Genomic DNA, 22,870 nt, shown 5'->3' on the forward strand with positions numbered 1-22,870 from the left:
TCTCTTTGTTCCTATCGGTTTCTGTAAAGTTCGAAACGGTTCTTGCGGTTCCGGTAGAGGATGCGGCTGTCGGCTGAGATAATCCGCATGATCTCATGGATGTTCTCGCCGTCGACGAATTCGCCCGTGAAACAGATTTTGCGCAGCCGTTCGTCCGCAATCACAATGTCGACGTTGAACTGCCGTTCGAGCGTCTGAGCGATCGACGCCAGCGGTTCGGCCCGGAAATAGAGCTTATCCTCCTGCCACGAAAGTACATGATCGACATTCACCCGGCGCAGCGACAACATCCCGGAGGTGCGTTCGAAGAATCCCTGCTCGCCGGGCCGCAGCCGTACGCTCCGCGATTCGCGTCCACCGTCCACCAGCAGGCTGCCCGTCGCCAGTGTGATCTGGTAATCTTCGTCCTCGGAATAAGCATGCACGTTGAAGGTCGTACCGAGCACCGTCGAAGAGACTTCTCCCGTGACAACAACGAACGGCCTGCGGGCATCGTGCTCGACCTCGAAATAGGCTTCGCCGTCCACCTCCACGCGGCGCTGATCGCCGAACAAGGTCAGATAAACGATGCGCGTACCACCATTGAGACGCACCCGCGAACCGTCGGGCAGTATCACATCGGACTTCACACCCCGCGGTGTCGAGATGACCACAGGATGCGCCTCGGCCACGAGACGGTTCTCGACCCTCAGCCCACCCATAAACCAACTGCCGCAGATCACGCCCACCATGACGGCCGCAGCCGCAGCATAGCGTGCAATCCGCATCCGGAGTCCTCGGCGGCGGATGCGCAAGCGGACATCGGCCCACACCACTTCCCGCATCTCATCGGCCATGGCATCAACTCCGGGGCCCACCCGAATGCCGTCCAGCAATTCGGACAGCCTGCGGCGATCGCCTTCCGAACCTTCGATCATCTCCGCTATCTCCGGCTCCTTTTTCGTATCCTCAATTCGCATGATTTCTCCTTTAGTCGTGTATATAGTTAGAGAGTACGAAATCCGCGATTCCGTTTAAGGGAACCGCGGATTTTTTCGTATTTTTTCGATCTTATCGTCAGAAACGCGACGAGAACAAGAACATGAGCAGCGAAACCAGCTTCAGGTCGGGATAATGTTTGCGAATCCCCGCCACGATCCTATCGACGGCGATCTTGATCTGAACGCGCACCGTGCTTTCCGACAGCGACAGCACCTCGGCAATCTCACGCGACGACAACCCTTCCTGCCTATTGAGCAGGAATACCGTGCGGCAGCGTTCGGGAAGGTCATTGACCAGACGTCCCACCAACTCTTCTATTTCCGATTCAATCAGGCCGCTATCAGGCGTATCTGCATCGTGGGGGGGGGAATTGCGGTCTATCACCGCGACGGGAATCTCTTCGAGCGACAAACATCGTCGCTGCGCCTGGCACTCCCTCAGGTAACGGTTCGATTCATTGCGGGCGACGACATAGAGATAGGCTTCGACGTTGCCGATCCGCCGCAATGAGACACGCGATTTCCAGATCGCGACGAAGACGTTGCTCACGACCTCACCGCACACCTTCCTGTTGCGCAGAAAATAGTAGGCGAACCGGAAAACGCTCCGGTAATAGAGATCATAGAAAACCCGAAAAGCATAATCATCATTCTCGCTCACAGAAATAAGCAAATCGTTAAGGTCGTTTTTCTCCATGCCCGGCTTATTCAAACTTTTTTACTACAAAAATAATCAGAAATGCAGTTTTCAGGTTACATGTATATTAAATATAGACATCTATATACTTTAATGTATCAAACTGAAAATAGGATGCCCTATATGCAAATATAAGAATTTTAAGTATTTATACAATAAATACAACCAAATTATTTTCTACTAATTCCCGTTATAAGAAATAAACAAAAGAGCCACCTTGCAAAATTGCAAGGTGGCTCCAATTAGATACAGGAATTGTTTTATGACACAGCAATCATGTCTTGTATCCAAGAAGTAACACTGCTCCCAGATTCATTTTTTATTTGGACTGGTTCTGTCCATGTCTCACCATCAGAAGAGGTCGTCATGTACCCATTTTGACTAATGGCCACAAACATACCATCTTTATATATCAGAAATGACCAACTGATTGACACCGCTTGCACAAGAGTTTTCCATGATTGACCATCAACAGATGTAGTTAATACCCATAATATATTATGATTTATTTGCGATTTGGCAGATTTGTGCGGATTTTGACTTTTCAATACCGGCTCCGGGTACAGGACGAATCGCTTAATTCGCCATTATCAGCGAATTAAGCGATTCCTGTTTCGAGGATGTTCTCCACACTTTCCCCACCGCGTCGATTCAGACAGAATTTTGCTTTTTCGTGTCCGCACCATATCCGCAATTTTTCCAAGACGACAAAGGCCGAGACCTGACCCGCGATTTATTTTCGCCCCTCCCCGGCCGCTTACCTCGCACGGCGGGGTGTAATCTCCACAAGACATGATTTTTCATGTCGGCAGGGAACGACACCCTCCACAGCCGTCATCCGTTAAAATTTCAACACCCAGCCGCAATGCGCAGATACGACGTGCACGATGCGATGCGGGAAAAATACGACCGGTGTCCGGACACCGCCTTGCGATCCGCCCGCAGCCATGCGACGAAACGAGGGAGCCCGCTTCAAAACGGACTCCCTCGTACTTATCGGGCGACTGCCGCTATTTCTTCACGATCGACACATCGTCGATGAAGAAACGCCCCTTGCCGGCCTTCGCCTCGTTCGTCTTACCCATGATCGTGATCGTATCTTCCGGTTTGAGATTGGGAATCTCCACCACGACCTCTTTCCACACCATATCCGTCAACACGGCCGGATCTCCGTCGGCGGCATCGGAATCGGTGATGCGGACATCGGCAGCCACGACTGCATCGTTCACATAGACGTCTACCAGCTTGTTGTCCATCGTGTACCCCGCACCGGTGGTCACCTCGCTCCACGGCGTCGCCTTGAACGTCAGCGTCACGGCGTCGCCCTCCGCGCTCAGCTTCTCTGCGCCCAGCGCGAGGATGCGGAACGCGCCCACGTTGCTGCCGTTGCCGCACTTCGTGTAGCCCGGACAGGGCTGTATGTCGCCCTTGCCGGTGCCCCGATCCCAAATGCGGGTATAGCCGATCCACTTGTAGACTTCGGCGTTGAAATTGGCCGCCGTGTAATAGTTGCCGTAGGTCGTCACGGCAGCTTTCACGGCCGTATCCCATTGCAGTTTCCAAATACTCGTCTGCGTATTGTCGTTCTTCGTACGGGCGCACGCAGCCTGATTGAGCCAGTCGCCGCCGCCCACGCAGGCCCGGTCGAACCCTTCGTAGAAGATCTCGCCCGCAGGTGCAGTGCGCGTCTCGGGCGTCGCCGAAATCCACTCCGACCACTTGGCCTCGTCGTTCGCACCGCCGCCGCGCACGCGGAAATAGTAGGTCTTGCCCGGGCGGATCAGATTCTCCTCCGAACCCACCGAACGGTCGCCGCCCTTCATCAGGCCGAGGAAGGTCATGCGCGTAGGATAGTCGTAGGGCCACTTGTCGGAGGTCGATTTGGTCGTCCACGTGTAGGTATACTGCGCCATCAGCTCGGCATCCTCCGAAGGTGCGTCCGCACACTGCACCGTGTAGGTGCGTGCGGCGTTCGTATCGTCCCACGCGAAGGTCAGCGACGAGGTGCTCTTGGCATAGAGCCGTACGTTCGTAGGCGCCGCGGCGAGATTCTTACCCTCCTGCCCGATACCGATGTAGCGGAACTCGCCGTTGCACGTCACCTTCAAGTCGGCTTCACGCAGGGCGTCCAGATTCTCCGAATAGTCGATCGTGATTTCGCGCGAGCCGTCCGCCTCGGTCGGAACCACCGTCACCCATTCGGGAATATCGGTGATCGTCCACGCTCCCGGAGCCGAAACGATCACATGTACCGTCCCCGCATCGCTGTCGAGCAGCAGCGTATCCTGCGACACCTCGAAAGCGACAGGTCGTTCGTCGTCATCGCTGCATCCGACCGTCGTCGCGGCCCACCCGATGCAGAGGGCATATATCAATAGTCTTTTCATCTTTTCACCATTTAATGTGCGTTATCATCCTGTTTTTCAATAGCCCGGGTTCTGCACCAGCTGCGGATTCTTGTTGATCTGGTTCAGCGGAATGGCCAGCCAGTAGCTCTTCGGCGATTCGAACACGCGCACGCGGCCTCCCTGAGCGGCCTGGATCACCTGATAGAAGTCGTCCTGCGTCTTGGCGTCGCGGTTCCACGAACGCGGCTGCTTGTTCATCACCTCGGGCGCCTCCTTCCAGCGGCGCAGATCGTGGAAGCGGCGGCCTTCGAACAGGAATTCGATCGAACGCTCCTGATGCAGCACCTTGCGCAGTTTCTGGCCCGAGGGAATACCGCCCGCGAGCGCCCACGAATCCTCGAAATCGGGCAGACCGCAACGTCTGCGCACCCGATTGATGTATTCCAGCGACTTGCCGCTCAGCGATCCGTTGTACTCGAAATCGGCCTCGGCGTAACTCAGATAGAGCTCCGCCAGCCGCAGATAGGGATAGGCATAGCGGGTGTAGGTATAGGTGTTCAGCGACTTGTCGTAGTAACTCGTCCGGCTGATCCATTTCTGGCAGACGTATCCCGTGCAGCTCTGATACTCGTCGGTCTCCTTCAACGTGCTGCCGTGCAGTTCGCCGCCGCGCAGTTTGAGCGTGATGGTCGTACCGTCGATCTCGAACGTTCCGCGGTCGAAGCCGATGCAGGCGTAGAAGCGGGGTTCGCGGTTGCGGTGCAGCAGCGCCGTGCTGTCGCCCGGCGCGACACGGTAGAGGTCGGCGTCCTTGGTCAGCGGGTCGTCTTCGAGCGGCAGTCCGTTCTTGGTGTAGTACATCTCGACGGCCTCCATCGTCGGCACGCACGTCGTCTTCCAGCCTTTCGACATGTCGCCCGCGATCGAACGCGGTCCGCCGTAACGCTGTATGTTCTGAATGCCCGTTTCCGCGCCTTTGGCCATGATGAACTCCTCGCCGTTCCACAACTGATCGACGAAGGCGCCGTGGTAGTTCTTCACGCCCTGTTCGAATTCATCGAGCGTCGAATCGATATTCGTGTAGAGGTAGTAATTCTGCTTGCCGCCGTTCTGGCCGGTCTTCTCCGAGAGCTGGATCGCCGCCTCGGCGGCATCCATCGCCAGCTTCCATTTCTCCCTGTCGTAGGTGGTGTTCATCAGCGGCGTACCGTCGGGATTGTTGAATCCCACGTAATCGGGATTGCCGTTGACCAGCGGCGAGGCGGCGTAGAGCAGCAGGCGCGCCTTGTAGCTGAGCGCCGCCATCTTCGTCGGCATACCCAGTTCGGCCGGCACGACCGTCTCGGGCAGCAGTCCGGCCGCCTTGTCGTAGCAGTCGGCGATGAACTTCACGCAATCGTCGTAGGGCGTGCGGGGTACGAAAATCTCCTCTTCGGGCGCATCGATCGGGATAAATCGTTTCACCAGAATCACCGGCCCGTAGTATTCGAGCAGACACTGGTGGTAGTAGCCGATCAGGAACCACGCCTCACCGGCATAACGGTCGGCGTTCTCGGGCGAGATGACCGGCACTTTATAAACGTTGTCGAGCATGTAGTAGCAGTAACGGATACCCCGGTAGATGTCGTAGTTGGTACCGCCGCTCACGCTGCTCGGCTCCCAGCGGCCGAAATAGGTGTTGCTCGACGTCTCCTCGTTGTAGAGGAGGCTCTTGCTCGAGAAATAGTAGGTCGTGCCGCGCGCACCCGTTATGAAATCGTCGCCGGCGAACTGGTCGGGCGACCAGTCGTAGCCGATCAGATTGGGCATGTAGGTCTGCAAGTAGTAGCGGAACTTGTCGGCCTGCTCGGTCGTTTTCCAGATGTCCTCCTCGGTCGCCTTGCCTTCGGGCACGACGTCGAGATAGTCGCACGAGCAGCACAGCAATGAGGTGAATGCGAGTATGCTGATTATCTTTTTCATGATCTGTCGAATGGTTGTAGGGTTAGAAGGTGAATTGGAAACCGAGGTTGCACGTGCGTTGCAGCGGGTAGCTCAGGCCGTTGCCCGATCCCTTTTCGGGATCCCAATACTTGAACGGAGAGAAGGTGAGCAGGTTGGTGCCCGACACATAGACGCGCATGAACTTGTAGGTATAGCCGATCTCGGCATTTTTCAGACGCAGCATCCGGCCGTTGCGCACGTAGAGCGAGTTGGCCTGCGTGTTGTTGGTATTCCACTCGGGCGACAGACGCGGATAACGGGCGTTGGGATCGGGCGCCTCTTCGCGCCAGTGCTCGTCGGCCATCCACTGCATCAGGCCGCCGCCCGGCGTCGCCTTGGTGCCGAACGGATGGGAGTCGTACATGATGATCGACACCTTGCCCTGTCCCTGGAAGAAGGCCGAGCAGTCGAAGCCCTTGTATTTGAGCGAAAATCCGAATCCGTAGATGATTTCGGGCACGGTCGGGTTGCCGTACCAGCACTTGTCGTTGTCGTCGATCACACGGTCGCCGTTGAGGTCTTTGAACTTGATGTCGCCGGGTTTGAGGGGGAACACCGTCGCATAGGCGGCCTGCGAGGGCGACGAGGCGATCTCCTCCTCGTCCTGGAACAGTCCTTCGGCGATCAGGCAGTTGATCGAGTTGATCGGATGGCCCACCTTCGAGAGGTAGTCCCATTTGTAGGCGGGTTCGTCCATCTCGACCACCTCGTTGTGCGCGTAGGTGAACGAACCGCGCAGCGAAAGGATCAGATCCTTCGAGAAGGCCTTGTTGTAGTCGATCGAGATGTCGACGCCCCGGTTGTCGACCTTGCCGATATTGGCCCAGGGCGTGATGTTCGACATGCCGAACGACGAGGGAAGCGACGCGCGCTGCATGAAGATGCCCGAACGCTTCTCCTTGAACCAGTCGAAGATGATGTTCAGGCTGTCGAACAGGCCGATCTCCACGCCCACGTCGAGTTTGCGGCTCTCCTCCCACGTAGCGTCGGGATTGCCGTAGACCGACAAGATGGGTCCGTATTTCCGAATATGGTTCGTGCCGATGTAGACGTCGTACCCCTGATCCATATCGACGGTGGTCAGATAGGGGAAGCGGTCGGCATACTCCGACGAGATGACGTCGTTGCCGACCAGACCGTACGAAACGCGGAATTTCAGCAGATTCACCTTATCCTTGATGGCGCGCCAGAAGGGTTCGTTCGAAACGACCCACCCTGCGGCCACCGAGGGGAAGAAGCCGAAGCGCTTGCCCGGCGCGAAGTTCTCCGAGCCGTTGTAGCCGAAATTGGCCTCCACCAGATAGCGCTTGTCGAATCCGTAGGTGATGCGGCCGGCCAGACCCTGCTGGCGATAGGGCAGCACGGCGTACTCCTCCGAGTCGGAGATGTGCATCATGCGCTCCTTCTGGTGGTAGACCAGCGTGGCGCCCACGTCGTGTTTCTCGTTAAAGGTGCGGTTATAGTCCAACTTCACCTGAAAGGCCAGCTCGCGGTAACCGTCCTTGCCGCGCGAGGTGCCCAGATAGGTTGTGCCCGTGTTGGCCGATTCGCTCACGTAGCTGTAATTGCCCGCATCGTCGATGCTGTAATCGGTCAGCTTGTACAGGAACGGCGTGAACGAGCGGTAGACGGCCGAATAGACGCGGTTGTAGAAGGTCGCCATTCCCGTCGCGCTCAGGCCCTTGGTGATGAACCCGAGATCCTGATCTACGGTCAGCGCCGAGGTGAAATGGCCGCGGAACTGGTCGCCGTACCCGCGGCACAGCTGGGCATAGGGATTGGTGAACAGACTGCCGTTCCAGGCGTCGGTCACGCCGAAGCGCGTGAAGGTGTCGGACGATTCGCCGGGCAGCGTGGCCGGGAATTCGCTGGGCATGGCCGTCAGCGCATACTTGAAGAGGTCGGAGACGTCCTCGATCGGCGCATGGCGGTAGTGCAGCTGGGTGTTCATTTTCAGCGACACGCGCGTCGTCGGCGTGGCGTCGGCCGAGACGTTGGCCTGGAAGAGGTACTTCTGCGCGTTGATGTTCGTGTCGTATTTCGAAATATCGGGCTTGCGGACGATGCCGTTCTCGTTATAGGCCGTGGCGTTGAGGAAATAGTCGAGCTTCTTGGAACCGCCCGTCATGTTGAAGTTGAAATTCTGGTTGAACGAAGCGTCCTTGAAGAGCATGTCGTACCAGTCGACGTTGGGATAGACATACGGATCGAGCCCCAGCCGCGTACCCATGATCTTCTGGTCGCTGTAACGCGGCGAACGTCCACGCGTGAGACTGGCCTCGTTGTAGGTCTCCATGAAGGTGACGCCGTCGGCGATTTCGGGCACGCGCGTCGGCGCCGACATGCCGACCTCGGCGCGCAGGTTGATGGTCATCTTCTCCGAGTCGCGGCCGCTCTTGGTGGTGATGATCATCACGCCGTTGGCGCCGCGCGAGCCGTAGAGGGCCGTGGCCGTGGCGTCTTTCAGCACCGAAAACGATTCGATCGTCTCGGGCGGGATGTTGTTGAGCATCTGGCTGGTGATCTCCACGCCGTCGAGAATCAGCAGCGGCGACTGTCCCGAACCGAAGGTCGAGATGCCGCGGATCCAGAAGTTCGCCCCGTCGGCGCCCGGCTCGCCGGTCTTCTGCACGGCGATCACGCCGGCGATCTTACCTGCGAACGAGGTCGAAAGGTTGCTCGACGACACCTGCAACTCGCTGGGCTTGACCGACTGGACGGCACCCACCAGCGACTCCTTCTTCTGCACGCCGAAGCCGACGACCACGACATCCTCCAATTCGTTCGAGGCGTCGACGAGCGTCACCAGCTTGAAAAGTTCGCTGTCCTTGACCGCGATCTTCTTCATGTCGTAGCCGAGGAACGAGAAGGTCACCTGCCGTGTCGAGGCCGGCACGGTAAGCGAATAGTTGCCGTCGATGTCGGTCGTCACGCCGAGCGTCGTCCCCTCGACATAGACGTTGGCCCCCACGATGGGCTGGTTGTCCGACGAGGAGATGACCGTACCGGAGAGTGTCACCGAACCGTCCTTCGCCACGGTCGCACCCTGCCGGGGCCGCTGCGAAATGGTCACCAGCTTGTCGTTGATCGTGTAACGCAGCGATCCGTCCAGTACTTTGTCGAGCACGGTCTGGATCGTTGCATTTTTGAACGAGGCCGTGACGGGTTTGTCGACATCGACCTCTTTGCTTTCGAAAAGGAACGAGTAGCCGGTCTGCTTTTCGACCTCCTCCAACACCGTTTTCAGGGGAACGCCCCGAAACGACTTGGTAATGACCTGCGCATGGATCGACAGGGTCAGCAACAGCCCCGCGACCAATGCGACGATCCGTCTGAATCGTAGATGTAAATGCATAAAGTTTAAGGATTAAGGTTAGTTAGTGAATCAGGTTTCAGTTGGATCGGAGCGGCGGCATCACTGCGGCAGGGCGTCCACCACATAGCGGCAGCCTTCGCACGAGACCGAAATGGGCAGGATGTCGCACAGCGCCCGCATGACCGATTTGATATTTTGGGCGGACGAGAGCGAGATGCGGAACGTCGTATCGTCGAACCTGCGCGTGCGCAGGTCGATCTCCACGTCGTACTCGCGGGCCAGCCTCCTGAGCAGCGACGGCAACGTAATGGCGTCGTAACGGATCACCCCGTCGATCCATGCCCGGTACTGCCGCACGTCGACCTGCTCCCGACGCACGGTCGCTGTCGCACAGTCGTAAGTGACCAGATCGCCCGGCGTCATCGCCTCCTGCTTGTCCTCCGACTCGAAACGCAGCGCCCCTTCCAGCAGCGCAGCCGTCACGGCGGGATCTTCGGCATAGGCCGAGATGTCGAACTTCGTGCCGAGAACGGTGAACGTACAACCGCGCGCTTCGACACGGAACGGCAGTGCCGCATGGCGCGCCACCTCGAAATAGGCTTCGCCCGAGAGGGAGACCTCGCGCGAGGTTTCGTTGAAACTCGATCCGTAGCTCAACGCCGATCCCGCATTGAGCCACACCTGCGTACCGTCGGGCAGCGAGATACGGCTGTGCGTGCCCTGCGGCGCCTCGACCGTAAAAAGCTGTTCGGGCCTTTCTGCCGGAAGGAGATGCAGCACGAGCGTCGAGACGAGCGCCAGCACCGCGGCCGCAGCCGAGATACGCAGCCACAGACGGCGCAGCGGACGCCGCCGCCGAATCTTCCGCCTCAGCGAATCGAGCGAATCGAGCACGTCGGCCGGCGGAACATGGTCGCGCTTCCAACAGCTCTCCCACTCCCTCATCTGCGCGAGGCCCTGCGGATTTCCGTTGAGAAATCCATACAGTTCGCACTCCTCTTCCGCCGTGATCGTCCCCTCGAAAAACCGGAGGGCGATCTCTCTGATCCGTTCGTTCATGGCCCGTATTTTCGTTGCTCGTTCTAAATCTTATAACAACTCAAAGAGCCTTTACCCAACCTGCCTTATCGAAAAAAAACGCTCCTCCGGCATTTCGTCCGCTCGTTCGCGCCGGCTGCACCTATTTTTATTACGACGCCCGTTCGCCGCCCGTCCCGGCAGTTCCCAATCTTCGCGACCGCACGGCATAAAGAATAAAAAAGAGAAGCCGACGCACGCCGGAACGGTCGCGCGAACGACGAGGCACGTACGGAATCCGGACGAGTCCGGTTCGGCACACGCCTCAGCGAAAGCCCTTCGGGATCAAAAGTTCAGGGGAAAAATCCGCTGTTAGAGCTTCCCCCCCCCGAAAGAAGCTGTGAAATTTTCTGCCGGAAACAGGTCGGGATTCGCGGAGCGCACGCCCGATACGGCAAGCCGCCGCGGCTGCCGACCGCGACCTGAAAAAATGAAAGCACGACTCCGAACTTCGACCAAAGCAGACGTGAACCCTGCGGGATCGGACGGAGTTCGGCGACCGCGCCGCATCAGCGGTTCGCGTTCATCATCCACAGCAGAATCAGAATCGTATAGAGGGAATTCTCGCGGCCGAGCATCTCGGAAAAAATCCGGAGCGCCTTCTGGATATGCTTTTCGACGGCCTGCAACGAAATATGCAGCCGCTCGGCGATCTCCCGGTTCTTCATCCCCTGAAAACGGCTGAGGATGAAAACCTCGCGGCAGCGCTGAGGAAGCGAATCCGTGATACGCTGGATCTCGCGCTCCAACTCCTGATAAAGATAAGGGTATTCGGCCTCGTTATAGGAAAAACAGAGATTATAGAGACGTTCTTCCCCCCCCCTCCGGTCGGGACGTATTCGGGAGATCTGACGGTCGGCATACTCCCTGACGATACGTTTGTGCTTCAAAAAATTCAGACAGCGATGCCGCATCATGGTGAAGAGCAGCATCGGCGCCTCGTCCTCTTCCAGTTCGGCATAGTCGTCCCACAGTCTCACGAAACAATCCTGCACCAAGTCCTGCGCTTCGACGGAATCGCCCACGAACCGCAGCGCATAGGCGATCAACCGCGGCTGATAATCGATATACAACCGCTCGAAATTATTCCATATGGCCCTGTCGTGCATCCCTAAAACTCTTTAACGCCGGACTGTCGTTCAGACCGAGTTTTTCGCATAAATCTAAACAAAGATAAAATTTTTTCCATTTCCCGCCAAGCGCCGCTGACAAAAACAGGGCGCCGCCCCGCTGCGGAACCGAACATCCGCACGGTAGGCCCCTTCCGCAGAACACGCGGCATCCCGACCGGATGTCTCCGACAATCACGACGAAAAGCCGTGTCCCCGAATAGGCGATTCCATCTTTATTTTCCCGTATTCCAACTTCATCTCAACGATTTCATCCCGACAGCATCGCATCGTCATTTGCTTCTGCACCCGACTTTTCGTATCTTCGGCTGCGTCTTAGATACTCCGTCTCGGCAATGTTCGAATAAAATTTGACATTGCCCTCGCTTATTCGTATTTTTGTCGGAACCCAAACTTCGGAACCCCGAACTCCGCCATGATCCGACCGCACTGCACCCTATCGCTTCTGACGGCCGCATGTCTGTACGGCCTTCTCGCCGTCTCCTGCTCCCCGACCGTCGACTACGGCTATGCGCCGCAGACGCTCCGCGCCCTGAACGAGCTGGACGAAGCGATGCTCCGCGGCGGGGAGTACGACGCCGGACGGCAGCGGCGCATCGCGTCGCTCCGTCGCAACCTGACGGCCGCACGCAGCGACGAAGAGCGCGTTCGGGCACTGCTCGACCTGCAACAGGTCTTCGTCACCTACGAACTCGACTCGGCCGCCCGTTTCGTCGACAGCCTCTACGCATTCGCCCGCAGCAGGGAATCGCACAACTTCGAACGGATCGCCGCACTGGCCGAGACCGACGTCCTGATGGGACGCGGACTGACCGACCAGGCCGAGACGCTCTTCCGGCAGATCGATACGGCCGGAATGACGACGCTCGAATACCGGAACTGGTATGCGCGGTACAATGCGATCGTATGGCGGCGGCAGGCCGAAGCCACCGATCCCGGCGAACACCGGGCATGGCTCGATTCGTTGCGCCGCATCCGGCACATCCGCATCGGCGTCGAATCCCTTCCTGCATTCACCCGCATTCGGGAACGGGCGCTCGAACTGGCCGACAACGGCCGCTACGACGAAGCTTATGCCGAGCTGGAACCCCTCCGGCACAAGGAACTCGCCCCCTGGAACACGGCGGTGCTCTATTACGACATGGGGCAGATCGCCGAACAGGCAGGACAGGAAGAGCGCGCCGTCGAGTACTACACGCGCTCGGCCATCGCCGACCTGCAAGCCGGAACGCGCTCCTACTTCTCGCTCTACAACCTCGCGCTGCGGCTCTTCGAGCGCAACGACCTCGAACGCGCCTCGCGCTACATGCAGCGCACGCTCGACGATGCGCTCGCCTGCAAATCGGGCGCCCGCATCCCCCTCACTTCGTCGGCCGCCACGGCGATCAACCGCGCCGTGGTCAACGACCTGGCCGTGCGCAACCGGTTGCGGCTGTGGACGACGGCCGTCACGTCGCTGCTGCTGGTCACCTTCGCCGCAGCCTTCGCCAACGCACTCCGCCAGCGGCGGCGGTTGCAGCACAGCCGGCGGCAATTGGCCCTCACCAATGCCGAACTCCGTGAAAAGAACCGGCAGCTGACGCGCATGAGCGACCGGGTGCGCGACATCAACGCCGCGCTGGTCGACTCCAACCGCATCAAGGATCGTTACGTGTGCCAGTACGTCGACCTCTCCGTCTACTATATCTCGCGGCTGGACGACCTGCGGCGCATGATCTGCCGCCAGGCCAAAACCGAAAGTCCCGAAGCGCTGATCCGCCGGCTGAGCCTGCCCCAAAACAGCCTGCGGCAGGAGTTCGCCGAATTCTACCGCCGCTTCGACGCCTCGTTCCTCGAAATCTTCCCCCGCTTCATCGAACAGGTCGACGCACTGCTGCTTCCCGAAGCGCGGATCGAACCCCGTTCGCCGCGCTCCCTCACCACCGAACTGCGCATCCTCGCCGCAATCCGCCTGGGCATCACCGACAGCGGCCGTATCGCCCGCTTCCTGAACTGCGCGCCGACGACCGTCTATACCTACCGCACCAAACTCCGCAACATGGCCCTCGACAGGGAGGGATTCGAGGAGCGAATCCGCCGGATCGGGCTGTTCGATGCCGAAGAGCATCTATATAAGACGGACAACGAAAAATAGTCAATCCGCTTTTTATCAGCATATTCACAGAAATATCAGTCTATATTTCTCCCCCGAAAGGGAAGAGAATCCGAAAGAATTGCCTAATTTTGAATTCGAAGCCGCACCGAATCCTTCCGACCAGGATCCGGCCGGCGCCCCGACCGAGAAACCTTTATAACTATTCGTAACCATGAACTTCATCTCGACCTTCAACTGGCGCCCGACGCTTTCGGGCATCGCTCTCTCGCTGCTGCTGGCGACGGGATGCGCACAACGACACAACACGCTCAGCGAGCAGGAGATCGCCGACGGCTGGGAGCTGCTCTTCGACGGCAAGACGCTCGACGCGTGGAAAGACTACAACGGCGACTCGCTCACCATGCCCTGGCGCGCGGTCGACGGCTGCATCCAGGCGCACGGCGACGGCAGCGACCTGTCGGGCTACATCGTCACCCGCAAGCAGTACGAAAACTTCATCCTCGACTGGGACTGGAAACTCTCCTACGGCGGCAACAGCGGAATGCTCTACCACGTGGTCGAAGACCCCTACTTCAAGGTGCCCTACGTCACGGGGCCCGAATACCAGCTCATCGACGAAGCGGGCTGGGAGGAGACCAACGCCCCCACCAAGCTCGAACCGTGGCAGCGGCTGGGCGTCGACTACGCCATGCATCTGCCCGACGCCGCCAAGATGCGGCTCAATCCGCAGGGCGAATGGAACAACTCGCGCATCGTCTACGACAACGGCCACGTCGAGCACTGGCTCAACGGTGAGAAAATTCTCGAATTCGACGCCTACACCGACGAGTGGTTCGCATTGAAGAACAGCGGAAAATGGGCCGACGCCCCCGAATACGGACTGGCGCAGCGCGGTGTGATCTGCTTGCAGGATCACGGCTATCCGGCATCGTTCCGCAACGTGAAGATCAAGGAGCTGCCGCGCAAGGCGGGACGCACGGTCGAACTCTTCAACGGCCGGGATCTCACGGGCTGGGAGAAGTACGGCACCGAACTGTGGTACGTCGACGATGCGGGCAATCTGGTCTCCGAGAGCGGCCCCGACAAGAAATACGGCTATCTGGCCACGCGCGAATATTACGACGATTTCGATCTGACGGTCGAGTTCAAGCAGGTGGCCAACGGCAACTCGGGCCTCTTCTTCCGTTCGTTCGTCGAACCTCCCGTGAAGGTTCACGGCTGGCAGTGCGAGGTGGCGCCGCGCAACCACGACACGGCGGGCATCTACGAATCCTACGGCCGCGGCTGGTTGCAGACCATCCCCGACGAGAAAGAGTCGATCCTCAAAGAGGGCGAGTGGAACACGCTGCGCCTGCGCGTCGAGGGCGACCGCGTGCAGACGTGGCTCAACGGCGAGCCGATGGTCGACTTCCGCGACGCGAAGATCGGCGCGGCACAGGGACGCATCGCCTTGCAGATCCACGACGGTGGCGGCATCAAGGTGCTGTGGCGCAACTTCCGCCTCGAAACGTTGTAAACCCCGACGCCGGGAAATATCCGTCTCTTCGACAAGGCCCGAACGAGTTTTGCCGAAGAGACGGACAACCGCAAAAGCGAACCTTAAACGACATCATATCATGAGTATCAATCGAAGAAACTTCATCAAGCTGCTGGGCGGTGCGACGCTGCTGACCGTCGTGCCGCGCCGTGTGCTCGGCGGTCCCAACCACGTGGCTCCGAGCGACCAGCTCACCAAGGGCATCATCGGCGTGGGCGGCATCGGCAAGAGCAAATACCACTTTACCAGCGACGAACGCTGCCGGCTGGTGGCCGTCTGCGACGTCGACCGACGACATCTCCGTTCGGCCGTCGAACTGGGACACAAGAAATTCAACGAGACGCTCCAAGCCTACGAAGACTACCGCGACCTGATCGCCGACCCCAACGTCGACATCGTGCACATCGCCACGCCGCCCCACTGGCACGGCATCATGGCCGTCGAAGCCGCGCGCGCGGGCAAGGACATCTGGTGCGAGAAACCCATGACGCGCACCATCGGCGAGAGCCGCCGCGTGGTCGAAGCCGTCAAGCGCAACAACCGCATCTTCCGCCTCAACACGTGGTTCCGCTTCAAGGACACCTTCTACGGGCTGGGGACGACGGTCGAACCGCTCAAAAAACTCGTCGACAGCGGGATGCTGGGCTGGCCGCTGAAAGTGACCATTTCGGGCGCCACGGGCTTCGCCTGGAAATTCTACTGGGTCGGCAAGGAGAACCTCCGGCCGCAGAGCGTCCCCGCCGAACTGAACTACGACATGTGGCTCGGCCCCGCGCCCTACAAACCCTACAACGAACACCGCGTGCACCAGACCTTCCGCGGCTATTGGGATTACGACGGCGGCGGCCTTACGGACATGGGGCAGCACTACATGGACCCCGTACAGTATTTGCTGGGCAAGGACCGTACGTCGCCCGTGAAGGTCGAGGTCGACGCCCCCGAACAGCACCCCGACGCCGTGGGCATCTGGCGCAAGATCGTCTACACCTACGACGACGGCTGCCAGATCGTACTCGAAGGCGAGGGTTTCGAGAGCAAAGACGACACGCCCTACATCGAAGGGCCGCTGGGCAAGGTCTACAAAGGGTTCCGCTGCACGATTCCCGACGTCATGGAGAAGCTGGCCGAACTGCCCGATCCCGAGCCGCAGAACACCGATTTTCTGGAATGCGTGCGTACGCGCCGGCGCTTCGCGCTCGACGAGGAGATCGGCCACCGCAGCTGTACGCTGGTCAACATGGGCGCCTGCGCGCTGCGTCTCAACCGCACGCTGCATTTCGATCCCGTCAGCCAGCTCTTCGTCGGCGACGACGCGGCCAACCGCCTCGTCGACCAGCCGATGCGCCGCCCGTGGCAAATCTGAACATCGCTAACCGTAACGAACACCGACTCATGAAAACGATAAGACAAACGTTGATCCTGCTGACGTTCGCGCTGTTTTTCGCCGCGAACGTCACGGCCGCACCGCTCGACGAACGCCAGCGTACGGTCGAAACCGTCGTCGCCGACGCGCTGGCGCAGCTTCCCGCCGCCACTGCCGGGGATTACGACAAGATTATGGGCGAACTGGCCGCCACCGGCGCCGAGGGCGTCGGCATCCTGGCCGACATGCTCGTCCCTGCCTCGCAGGGCGAGAACGCCGCCGTGGAGTACGCCCTCAACGGCGTGGCGAGCTTCGTCACCGCCGCCGGACGGGAGCAGCTGCGCCCCGCCGTATGCGAGGGGCTGCTCGCCGCACTGGCACGCTGCAAGGACGACGCCAACCGCGCCTTCCTCGTCTCGCAGCTGCAACTTTGCGCGACGGCCGACAATGCCGCCGCACTGGCCGCCTACATCGACGACCCCTATCTGGGCGACCCCGTCCTGCGCGCGCTGATCTCCATTCCCGACAGCGAAGCGACCCTGTTGTCGCTCGCACGCCGCAGCGACCTTAGCGATGCGCAGCGCGCTGCGCTGGCCTATGCCTTCGGGGAGAAACGCACCGCCGCGGCCGAACCGATCCTGCTGGGCTGGATCGACGGCGCCGACGACGCGACCCGTGCGGCCCTCTACCCCGCGCTGGCTTCCTGCGGCACGGCCGCCTCGGCCAAGGCGCTCGAAGCGGCAGCCCGCGCCGTGGATTACGGCTGTGACGAAACCGCCGCGACCGACTCCTACCTGCGCCTGCTCGACCGCATGGTCGACGAAGGCGCGGCACGCGACGCAGTGAAGGCGGCCAAACGGCTGCTCAAATGCGAACGCGCCAACGTGCGCGGCGCGGCGCTCGAAGTGATCGTCCGCGCCGAAGGCACCCGAGCGATGCCCTACGTGCTCGCCGCACTGGAAAAGGGCGACATCCAATACCGCAACGCCGCTCTGCGCTACATCGGCGACAAGGCCGACGACGCGGTCTACGCCGCGATCGCCGCCGACCGCAAACGATTGAGCGACGAGGCGTGGGCCGACGTGATCGAGTGGTTCGGCGTGCGTCACGCCGCGTCGCAGACCGGAGCGGTGACCGAAGCCGTCGGCTCGTCGAACGACGCCGTGGCTCTGGCCGGCATCCGCGCCGCAGGCCGCCTGGGCGGCGACGAGGCGCTCGCCGCGCTGATCGCCGCGCTCGGCGGCCCGCACTCCGACGCCGCGGCACAGACGCTGCTGGCCTTCAACGGCCGTATCGACGAAGGCGTCGTCAAGGCACTCGACGGCCGAGGCACGATGCAGGTACAGGCGCTCAACCTCGCTGCCGCACGGCGTATCGATGCCGTCGCGGACAAGGTCTTCGCCCTGCTCGACGCACCGGACGCCGCCGTCTCGGAGGCCGCCTACCGTGCGCTGGCCAGCATCGCCGCTCCCGCCGACGTCGACCGCCTGAGCCGGCTGCTCGACACCGCCGACGCGGCACATGCCGGGCAGCTCTCGGCTGCGCTCACCCATGCCGTACGCACGCTCGCACCTGAAAAGCAATACGAGACCGTCTACGCCCGGATGAGCGCCTCGCCCCGTCCCGAACGTTACTACCCCACACTGGCACAGACCGGTACGCAGCAGGCGATCGACTGCCTGGTGGAGAACTTCGCCGGCACCCGCCGCGCCGAAGCCTTCGACGCGCTGCTGCGCGTCGACGCTCCGCAGATCGCCGGCGTGCTCTATACGATCGCCGCGGGCAATCCCGATCTGGCCGACCGCGCGCTGACGCGCTACACGGCCTGCGTGGCGGCGCTCGACGCGACGCCCGTGCGCAAATATCAGCTCTACCGCCAAGCGCTCGAACTGAATCCCTCGCCGAAGATCGCCGTCGGCATCCTGCGCAAGCTGGAAGGCATCCGTGAATTCCCGGCGCTCGTGCTCGCCGGCCGTTATCTCGACGACGAGGCGACGGCGCGCGCCGCTGCGGCTGCCGTCAAGACCATCGCAGCGAAAAGCGCCCGCCCGCTCGGCGGCGACACGGTACGCGCCCTGCTCGAAAAGAGCCGCGACATCTACCGCGAATGGGCCAAGAGCGACGCCGACGCCGGCTATGCCGTCGACGAGCTGACGCTGATGCTCTCGAAACTCCCCGCCGAAGGGTTCGCCGCCGTCGCGACCGACCTTGCGCAGTGGAGCGCCGTCACAGCCGATCCCGCCCGCCGCGCCACGATGAAGGCCGCTGCGCTCAAACGGGCCGAGGCGGCCGCCGCGAAGGCGATGCAGCAGAGCTGGACCACGGCCGACGGCACGATCGCCTATGCGGGCGGCGAGCCGAGCACGATCGCCGCACCCGGCACCTACGAGAACTTCGAATTCTGGATCGACTGCCGCACACGAGGCGCCGCCGGCATCGCCGTGCGTTCGACCAACCGGATCGGTCTGGGCGGCGACGCGGGGTCGGGCGCACTGACCGGCAACCGCACCCACGCATCGACCCCCGCGGTCGATGCCGACAACGCCGACGGGGAGTGGAACACGCTCCACGTCAAGGTCGTGGACGACCGCGTGACCGTCGAGGTCAACGGCCGCACCGTAACCGAAAACGTCATCTTGGAGAATACCTGCGCGCCCGGCGAAGCGGCCTACGCGAGCGGAGCGATCGAGCTGCTGGGCGAAGGCGATGCTGCGGAGTTCCGCGACTTCTACCTGTGCGAGCTGCCCGCGACGCCCGTCTTCGAACTCTCGCCCGAAGAGCGGGCCGAAGGCTACGAAGTGCTCTTCGACGGCCGTTCGCTCCACAAGTGGACGGGCAACACGACCAATTACGTCCCGCAGGAGGGAACGATCTACGTCACCGCATCCTACGGCGGCAAGGGCAATCTCTACACGGTCGAGGAGTACGGCGATTTCATCCTGCGCTTCGAGTTCCGCTTCCTGCGCGAAGGGGTCAACAACGGCATCGGCCTGCGTACGCCGATGGGCGTCGACGCCGCCTACCACGGCATGGAGATCCAGATCCTCGACCACGACGCCCCGATCTACAAGAACCTGCGCGTCTACCAGCAGCACGGCTCGGTCTACGGCATCATTCCGGCCAAGCGGATCAAGTTCGGCGAGCTGGGCACATGGAACGTGGAGGAGATCCGCGCCGTGGGCGACCGCATCACCGTGACGGTCAACGGCGAGGTGATCCTCGACGGCGACATCCGCGAAGCGTGCCAGGGACACAACGTCTCGGAGGACGGCTCCAAGAAGAATCCCTACACCGTCGACCACCGCAACCACCCGGGACTCTTCAACAAGAAGGGGCACATCGGTCTGCTCGGACACGGCGCAGGCATCCAGTTCCGCAACATCCGCATCAAGTCTCTCGACGCGAAGACACAGAACGGGAAATAGACGACCTCGGCGGGACGCGCTCCCGCGACGAACAACCCACCGGCCGGAGACACCGCGTCTCCGGCCGGTATCGAAACGACCGTTCCCGACCGGCGAAGGCAGCGCACCCGAAAACAGGCTGCCGGACGCAGGAAACGGCCGCAAACACAAACTCCGATCCATGAATTTCCAGAAAGTCCCCGAAGGGCGTCCGCTGCGCATGGCGGTCATCGGCGCGGGCAACCGGGCCAATAAATACTTGGAATACGCACGGCGGCACCCCGAACGGCTGCAACCGGTTGCCGTCGTCGACGGCAACGAACTGCGGCGCAACGAAACGGCCGAGCGGTTCGGGCTTGCGGCCGAACGCCGCTACGCCGACTACGACGCATTCTTCGCCCGACCGACCGACACCGACGCCGTGCTCATCACCACGCCGGACGACGTCCACTTCGATCCCTGCATGAAGGCGATCGACGCCGGACTCCACGTGCTGCTCGAAAAGCCGATCGCACAGCGGCTCGACGAATGCCGCGCCATCGCGCGCCGCGCCCGCGAACGGGGTGTGCTGGTAGGCATCTGCCACGTGCTGCGCTACCACCCCTACTTCGCCAAGATTCGGGAGATCGTCGATTCGGGCGAGCTGGGACAGATCATCTCCGTCAATCACGTCGCGGCGGTGGGTATCGACCGCACGACGCACAGCTACGTCCGCGGCCCCTGGCGGCGCGAAGAGACCTCCAACCCGATGCTGCTGGCCAAGTGCTGCCACGACGTCGATTTCCTGCTCTGGATCACCCGAAGCCCCTGCCGCAAACTCAGTTCGTTCGGTTCGCTGCGCTGGTTCCGCGCAGCCAACGCGCCGCAGACGAGCGCCGAACGCTGCATCGACTGTCCGGTGGAGCACGACTGCCCCTATTCGGCCGTCGACCTCTACTGCACGCGCCGCGACTGGATCTCGAACTTCGACGTACCGCAGGGACGCACGCTCGACGAGGTGCTCCTGGAAGAACTGCGCCACGGCCCCTACGGCCGCTGCATCTACCGCTGCGACAACGACGTGGTCGACCACCAACTGCTCACCATGGAACTCGCGGACGAGACGATCCTCTCGCTCTCGATGGACATCTTCACGCAGGACGACTGCCGGCGCACCCACATCAAGATGACGCACGGCGAGATCTTCGGCGACGAACGCAAGCTCCACGTGCATCGCTTCCGCCGCGGCCACAACCGCGTCTACGATTTCGAGGAGCTGGCGGGGCACCCCTTCCATGCGGGCGCCGACCTGCGGCTGATCGAAGATTTCGTCGACGCGCTGACCCGCCCCGGCCACCCTTTTCTCTGCACGATCGAGGATTCGATCGAGAGCCACCGCATCTGTTTCGAGGCCGAGCGCAGCCGCCGCTGCGGCGAAACGATCCGGCTGGAATAACGTCCGAGGGGCACGGAACGCCCCCCCCGAAGCCGTATGAAGCGACACCCTCTTTCGCGATAGGCGCGAAGAGGGTGTCGCCGTTATCGCCCGTTTCGTCGACGGAAAAAGCCCGTCCGTCTATTTTAATTGCATTCGCGCGCGCCGTGCGGTAGCTTCGCGGCAAAACGGAATGCCATGAATCGCAAACTGCTGACAGGATGCGCCGCACTGCTGGTCTGGCACGCGGTCGCGGCGCAGGACTCGCTGAAAGTCTGGACGCTGCAAACGTGCCTCGACTATGCGCTGGAAAACAATATCCAGTTGCAGCAGAGCCGCAACGACTACCTCTCAGGGCTCGAAGATACCCGCGAAGCGAAGGCCGCACTGCTGCCGTCGCTCGCAGTCTCGGCGACACAGGGCTACACGAACTACCCTTCGTCGAACGCCGAAAACAACAACAGCTACACCGGCACTTACGGAATCAACGCAGGGCTGACGCTCTACGAAGGCGGCAAACTGCGCACGGCGGTCAAGGAACAGAGGCTCCAAAACCGCATCGACGCACTCTCGGTCGCCGAAGCCGCGAACGACATCCGCATCGCCATCGTCGAAGCCTACATGCAGGCGCTCTACGCCGCCGAAGCCGTGGAGGTAGCCGCCGGTACGGCCGAAGTCTCGCGCGCCCAGCGCGACCGCGCCGAGCAGATGTGGCAGGCGGGATCGATCAGCAAGGTCGATTTCGCCCAGCTCGAAAGCCAGTATGCGAGCGACCTCTACCAAGTAGTCGTCGCCCGGTCGTCGCTCGACGACTACAAGTTGCAGCTCAAACAGCTGCTCGAACTCGACATCACGGAGGAGATGAATCTTGCCGCGCCCGCAGAGGGAGAAGAGACCGTCTTGCAGGCCCTGCCCGCCAAAACCGACATCTACGCGACGGCGCTCGACGCCATGCCGCAGATCGAACGGGGGCGGCTGGGCGTCGAGACAGCGGAGTTGGGGATAAGAGAGGCGCGTGCAGGATTCTATCCCTCCGTTTCGCTTACGGCCGGTCTCGGCACGGGACACATGACGGGCGGCGGATTCCAGTCGGGAAGTCAGGTCTGGAACCGCTTCAACGAGAATGTCGCGCTCTCGGTCAGCATCCCGATCTTCTCGAACCGCAAGAACCGGACGGCCGTCAACAAGGCGCGCATCGCCGCCTCGAACAGCCGTCTCGAACAGCTCGGTCTCGAAAAGGAGCTGCTCCGCAAGGTCGAGTCGGCCTACCTCGACGCCATCTCGTCGCAATCGCGCTACACGGCCGCCCGGCAGAAGGAACGTTACGCCCAGCAGAGCTACGACCTCACCGACGAGCAGTTCCGCGTCGGCCGGAAGAACACCGTCGAACTGATTACGGCGCAGAACGAACTTTCGTCGGCACGGCAGGAGGTGTTGCAGGCCAAGTACATGGCGCTGCTCAACATCGGGCTGCTCGACATCTATCAGGGACGATAGCCCCTCCGGAGATCGAAAACGACCGCTGA

At 61.0% G+C, this 22,870-nt stretch carries 13 protein-coding genes; 6 read left to right on the plus strand and 7 right to left on the minus strand.

The genetic code is table 11. The features are described 5' to 3' along the window. Positions 1-11: 11 nt before the first annotated feature. The 7 genes from FMF02_RS03200 to FMF02_RS03230 form a co-directional block, all read right to left on the minus strand. The gene (locus FMF02_RS03200) at positions 12-959 is read right to left on the minus strand and encodes a FecR family protein (protein WP_141412191.1); all 948 of its coding nucleotides are present in this window, start codon (positions 957-959) and stop codon (positions 12-14) included. 97 nt (positions 960-1,056) lie between these two features. Further along, positions 1,057-1,641, minus strand: coding sequence for an RNA polymerase sigma factor (locus FMF02_RS03205; RefSeq protein WP_161602006.1), 585 nt, complete (start codon positions 1,639-1,641; stop codon positions 1,057-1,059). A gap of 1,046 nt (positions 1,642-2,687) precedes the next feature. Further along, the gene (locus FMF02_RS03210; protein ID WP_141412192.1) at positions 2,688-4,064 is read right to left on the minus strand and encodes a BACON domain-containing protein; all 1,377 of its coding nucleotides are present in this window, start codon (positions 4,062-4,064) and stop codon (positions 2,688-2,690) included. A gap of 36 nt (positions 4,065-4,100) precedes the next feature. Continuing rightward, complete coding sequence (locus tag FMF02_RS03215) at positions 4,101-5,987, minus strand: RagB/SusD family nutrient uptake outer membrane protein (protein ID WP_141412193.1); 1,887 nt, start codon at positions 5,985-5,987, stop codon at positions 4,101-4,103. 22 nt (positions 5,988-6,009) lie between these two features. Further along, positions 6,010-9,363, minus strand: a complete 3,354-nt coding sequence (locus tag FMF02_RS03220; RefSeq protein WP_244611618.1) for a TonB-dependent receptor — start codon at positions 9,361-9,363, stop codon at positions 6,010-6,012. A 60-nt stretch (positions 9,364-9,423) separates the two neighbouring features. After that, entirely contained in the window at positions 9,424-10,383 is a 960-nt protein-coding gene (locus FMF02_RS03225) for a FecR family protein (RefSeq protein WP_141412194.1), read from the minus strand. A gap of 527 nt (positions 10,384-10,910) precedes the next feature. Next, a complete protein-coding gene (locus tag FMF02_RS03230) occupies positions 10,911-11,510 on the minus strand; it encodes an RNA polymerase sigma-70 factor (protein WP_141412195.1) in 600 nt (199 codons plus the stop codon). A gap of 436 nt (positions 11,511-11,946) precedes the next feature. Here FMF02_RS03230 and FMF02_RS03235 point away from each other — a divergent pair, with 436 nt between their 5' ends. The 6 genes from FMF02_RS03235 (at position 11,947) to FMF02_RS03260 (ending at position 22,841) form a co-directional block, all read left to right on the plus strand. Continuing rightward, positions 11,947-13,665 carry a DUF6377 domain-containing protein gene (locus tag FMF02_RS03235; protein ID WP_141412196.1) on the plus strand — a complete coding sequence of 573 codons (1,719 nt, stop codon included), beginning with the start codon at positions 11,947-11,949 and terminating at the stop codon, positions 13,663-13,665. Between the two features lie 172 nt (positions 13,666-13,837). Continuing rightward, the gene (locus tag FMF02_RS03240; RefSeq protein ID WP_141412197.1) at positions 13,838-15,142 is read left to right on the plus strand and encodes a 3-keto-disaccharide hydrolase; all 1,305 of its coding nucleotides are present in this window, start codon (positions 13,838-13,840) and stop codon (positions 15,140-15,142) included. Between the two features lie 100 nt (positions 15,143-15,242). Next, positions 15,243-16,526 carry a Gfo/Idh/MocA family oxidoreductase gene (locus FMF02_RS03245; protein WP_019131414.1) on the plus strand — a complete coding sequence of 428 codons (1,284 nt, stop codon included), beginning with the start codon at positions 15,243-15,245 and terminating at the stop codon, positions 16,524-16,526. A 29-nt stretch (positions 16,527-16,555) separates the two neighbouring features. Beyond that, complete coding sequence (locus tag FMF02_RS03250; protein WP_244611619.1) at positions 16,556-19,951, plus strand: DUF1080 domain-containing protein; 3,396 nt, start codon at positions 16,556-16,558, stop codon at positions 19,949-19,951. Between the two features lie 160 nt (positions 19,952-20,111). After that, positions 20,112-21,365, plus strand: coding sequence for a Gfo/Idh/MocA family protein (locus FMF02_RS03255; RefSeq protein ID WP_141412198.1), 1,254 nt, complete (start codon positions 20,112-20,114; stop codon positions 21,363-21,365). A gap of 177 nt (positions 21,366-21,542) precedes the next feature. Next, positions 21,543-22,841: a TolC family protein gene (locus tag FMF02_RS03260; protein ID WP_141412199.1), complete on the plus strand. Its 1,299-nt coding sequence runs from the start codon at positions 21,543-21,545 to the stop codon at positions 22,839-22,841. Positions 22,842-22,870 lie beyond the last annotated feature (29 nt).

The sequence above is a fragment of the Alistipes communis genome, from assembly GCF_006542665.1.
Lineage (GTDB): Bacteria > Bacteroidota > Bacteroidia > Bacteroidales > Rikenellaceae > Alistipes > Alistipes communis.

Excerpts from the sequence above, each read along its gene's own strand:
- FMF02_RS03200 (WP_141412191.1), bottom strand. The coding sequence starts at position 959 with ATGCGAATTGAGGATACGAAAAAGGAGCCGGAGATAGCGGAGATGATC.
- FMF02_RS03210 (WP_141412192.1), bottom strand. The coding sequence starts at position 4,064 with ATGAAAAGACTATTGATATATGCCCTCTGCATCGGGTGGGCCGCGACG.
- FMF02_RS03215 (WP_141412193.1), bottom strand. The coding sequence starts at position 5,987 with ATGAAAAAGATAATCAGCATACTCGCATTCACCTCATTGCTGTGCTGC.
- FMF02_RS03220 (WP_244611618.1), bottom strand. The coding sequence starts at position 9,363 with ATGCATTTACATCTACGATTCAGACGGATCGTCGCATTGGTCGCGGGG.
- FMF02_RS03225 (WP_141412194.1), bottom strand. The coding sequence starts at position 10,383 with ATGAACGAACGGATCAGAGAGATCGCCCTCCGGTTTTTCGAGGGGACG.
- FMF02_RS03230 (WP_141412195.1), bottom strand. The coding sequence starts at position 11,510 with ATGCACGACAGGGCCATATGGAATAATTTCGAGCGGTTGTATATCGAT.
- FMF02_RS03235 (WP_141412196.1), top strand. The coding sequence starts at position 11,947 with ATGATCCGACCGCACTGCACCCTATCGCTTCTGACGGCCGCATGTCTG.
- FMF02_RS03240 (WP_141412197.1), top strand. The coding sequence starts at position 13,838 with ATGAACTTCATCTCGACCTTCAACTGGCGCCCGACGCTTTCGGGCATC.
- FMF02_RS03245 (WP_019131414.1), top strand. The coding sequence starts at position 15,243 with ATGAGTATCAATCGAAGAAACTTCATCAAGCTGCTGGGCGGTGCGACG.
- FMF02_RS03250 (WP_244611619.1), top strand. The coding sequence starts at position 16,556 with ATGAAAACGATAAGACAAACGTTGATCCTGCTGACGTTCGCGCTGTTT.
- FMF02_RS03255 (WP_141412198.1), top strand. The coding sequence starts at position 20,112 with ATGAATTTCCAGAAAGTCCCCGAAGGGCGTCCGCTGCGCATGGCGGTC.
- FMF02_RS03260 (WP_141412199.1), top strand. The coding sequence starts at position 21,543 with ATGAATCGCAAACTGCTGACAGGATGCGCCGCACTGCTGGTCTGGCAC.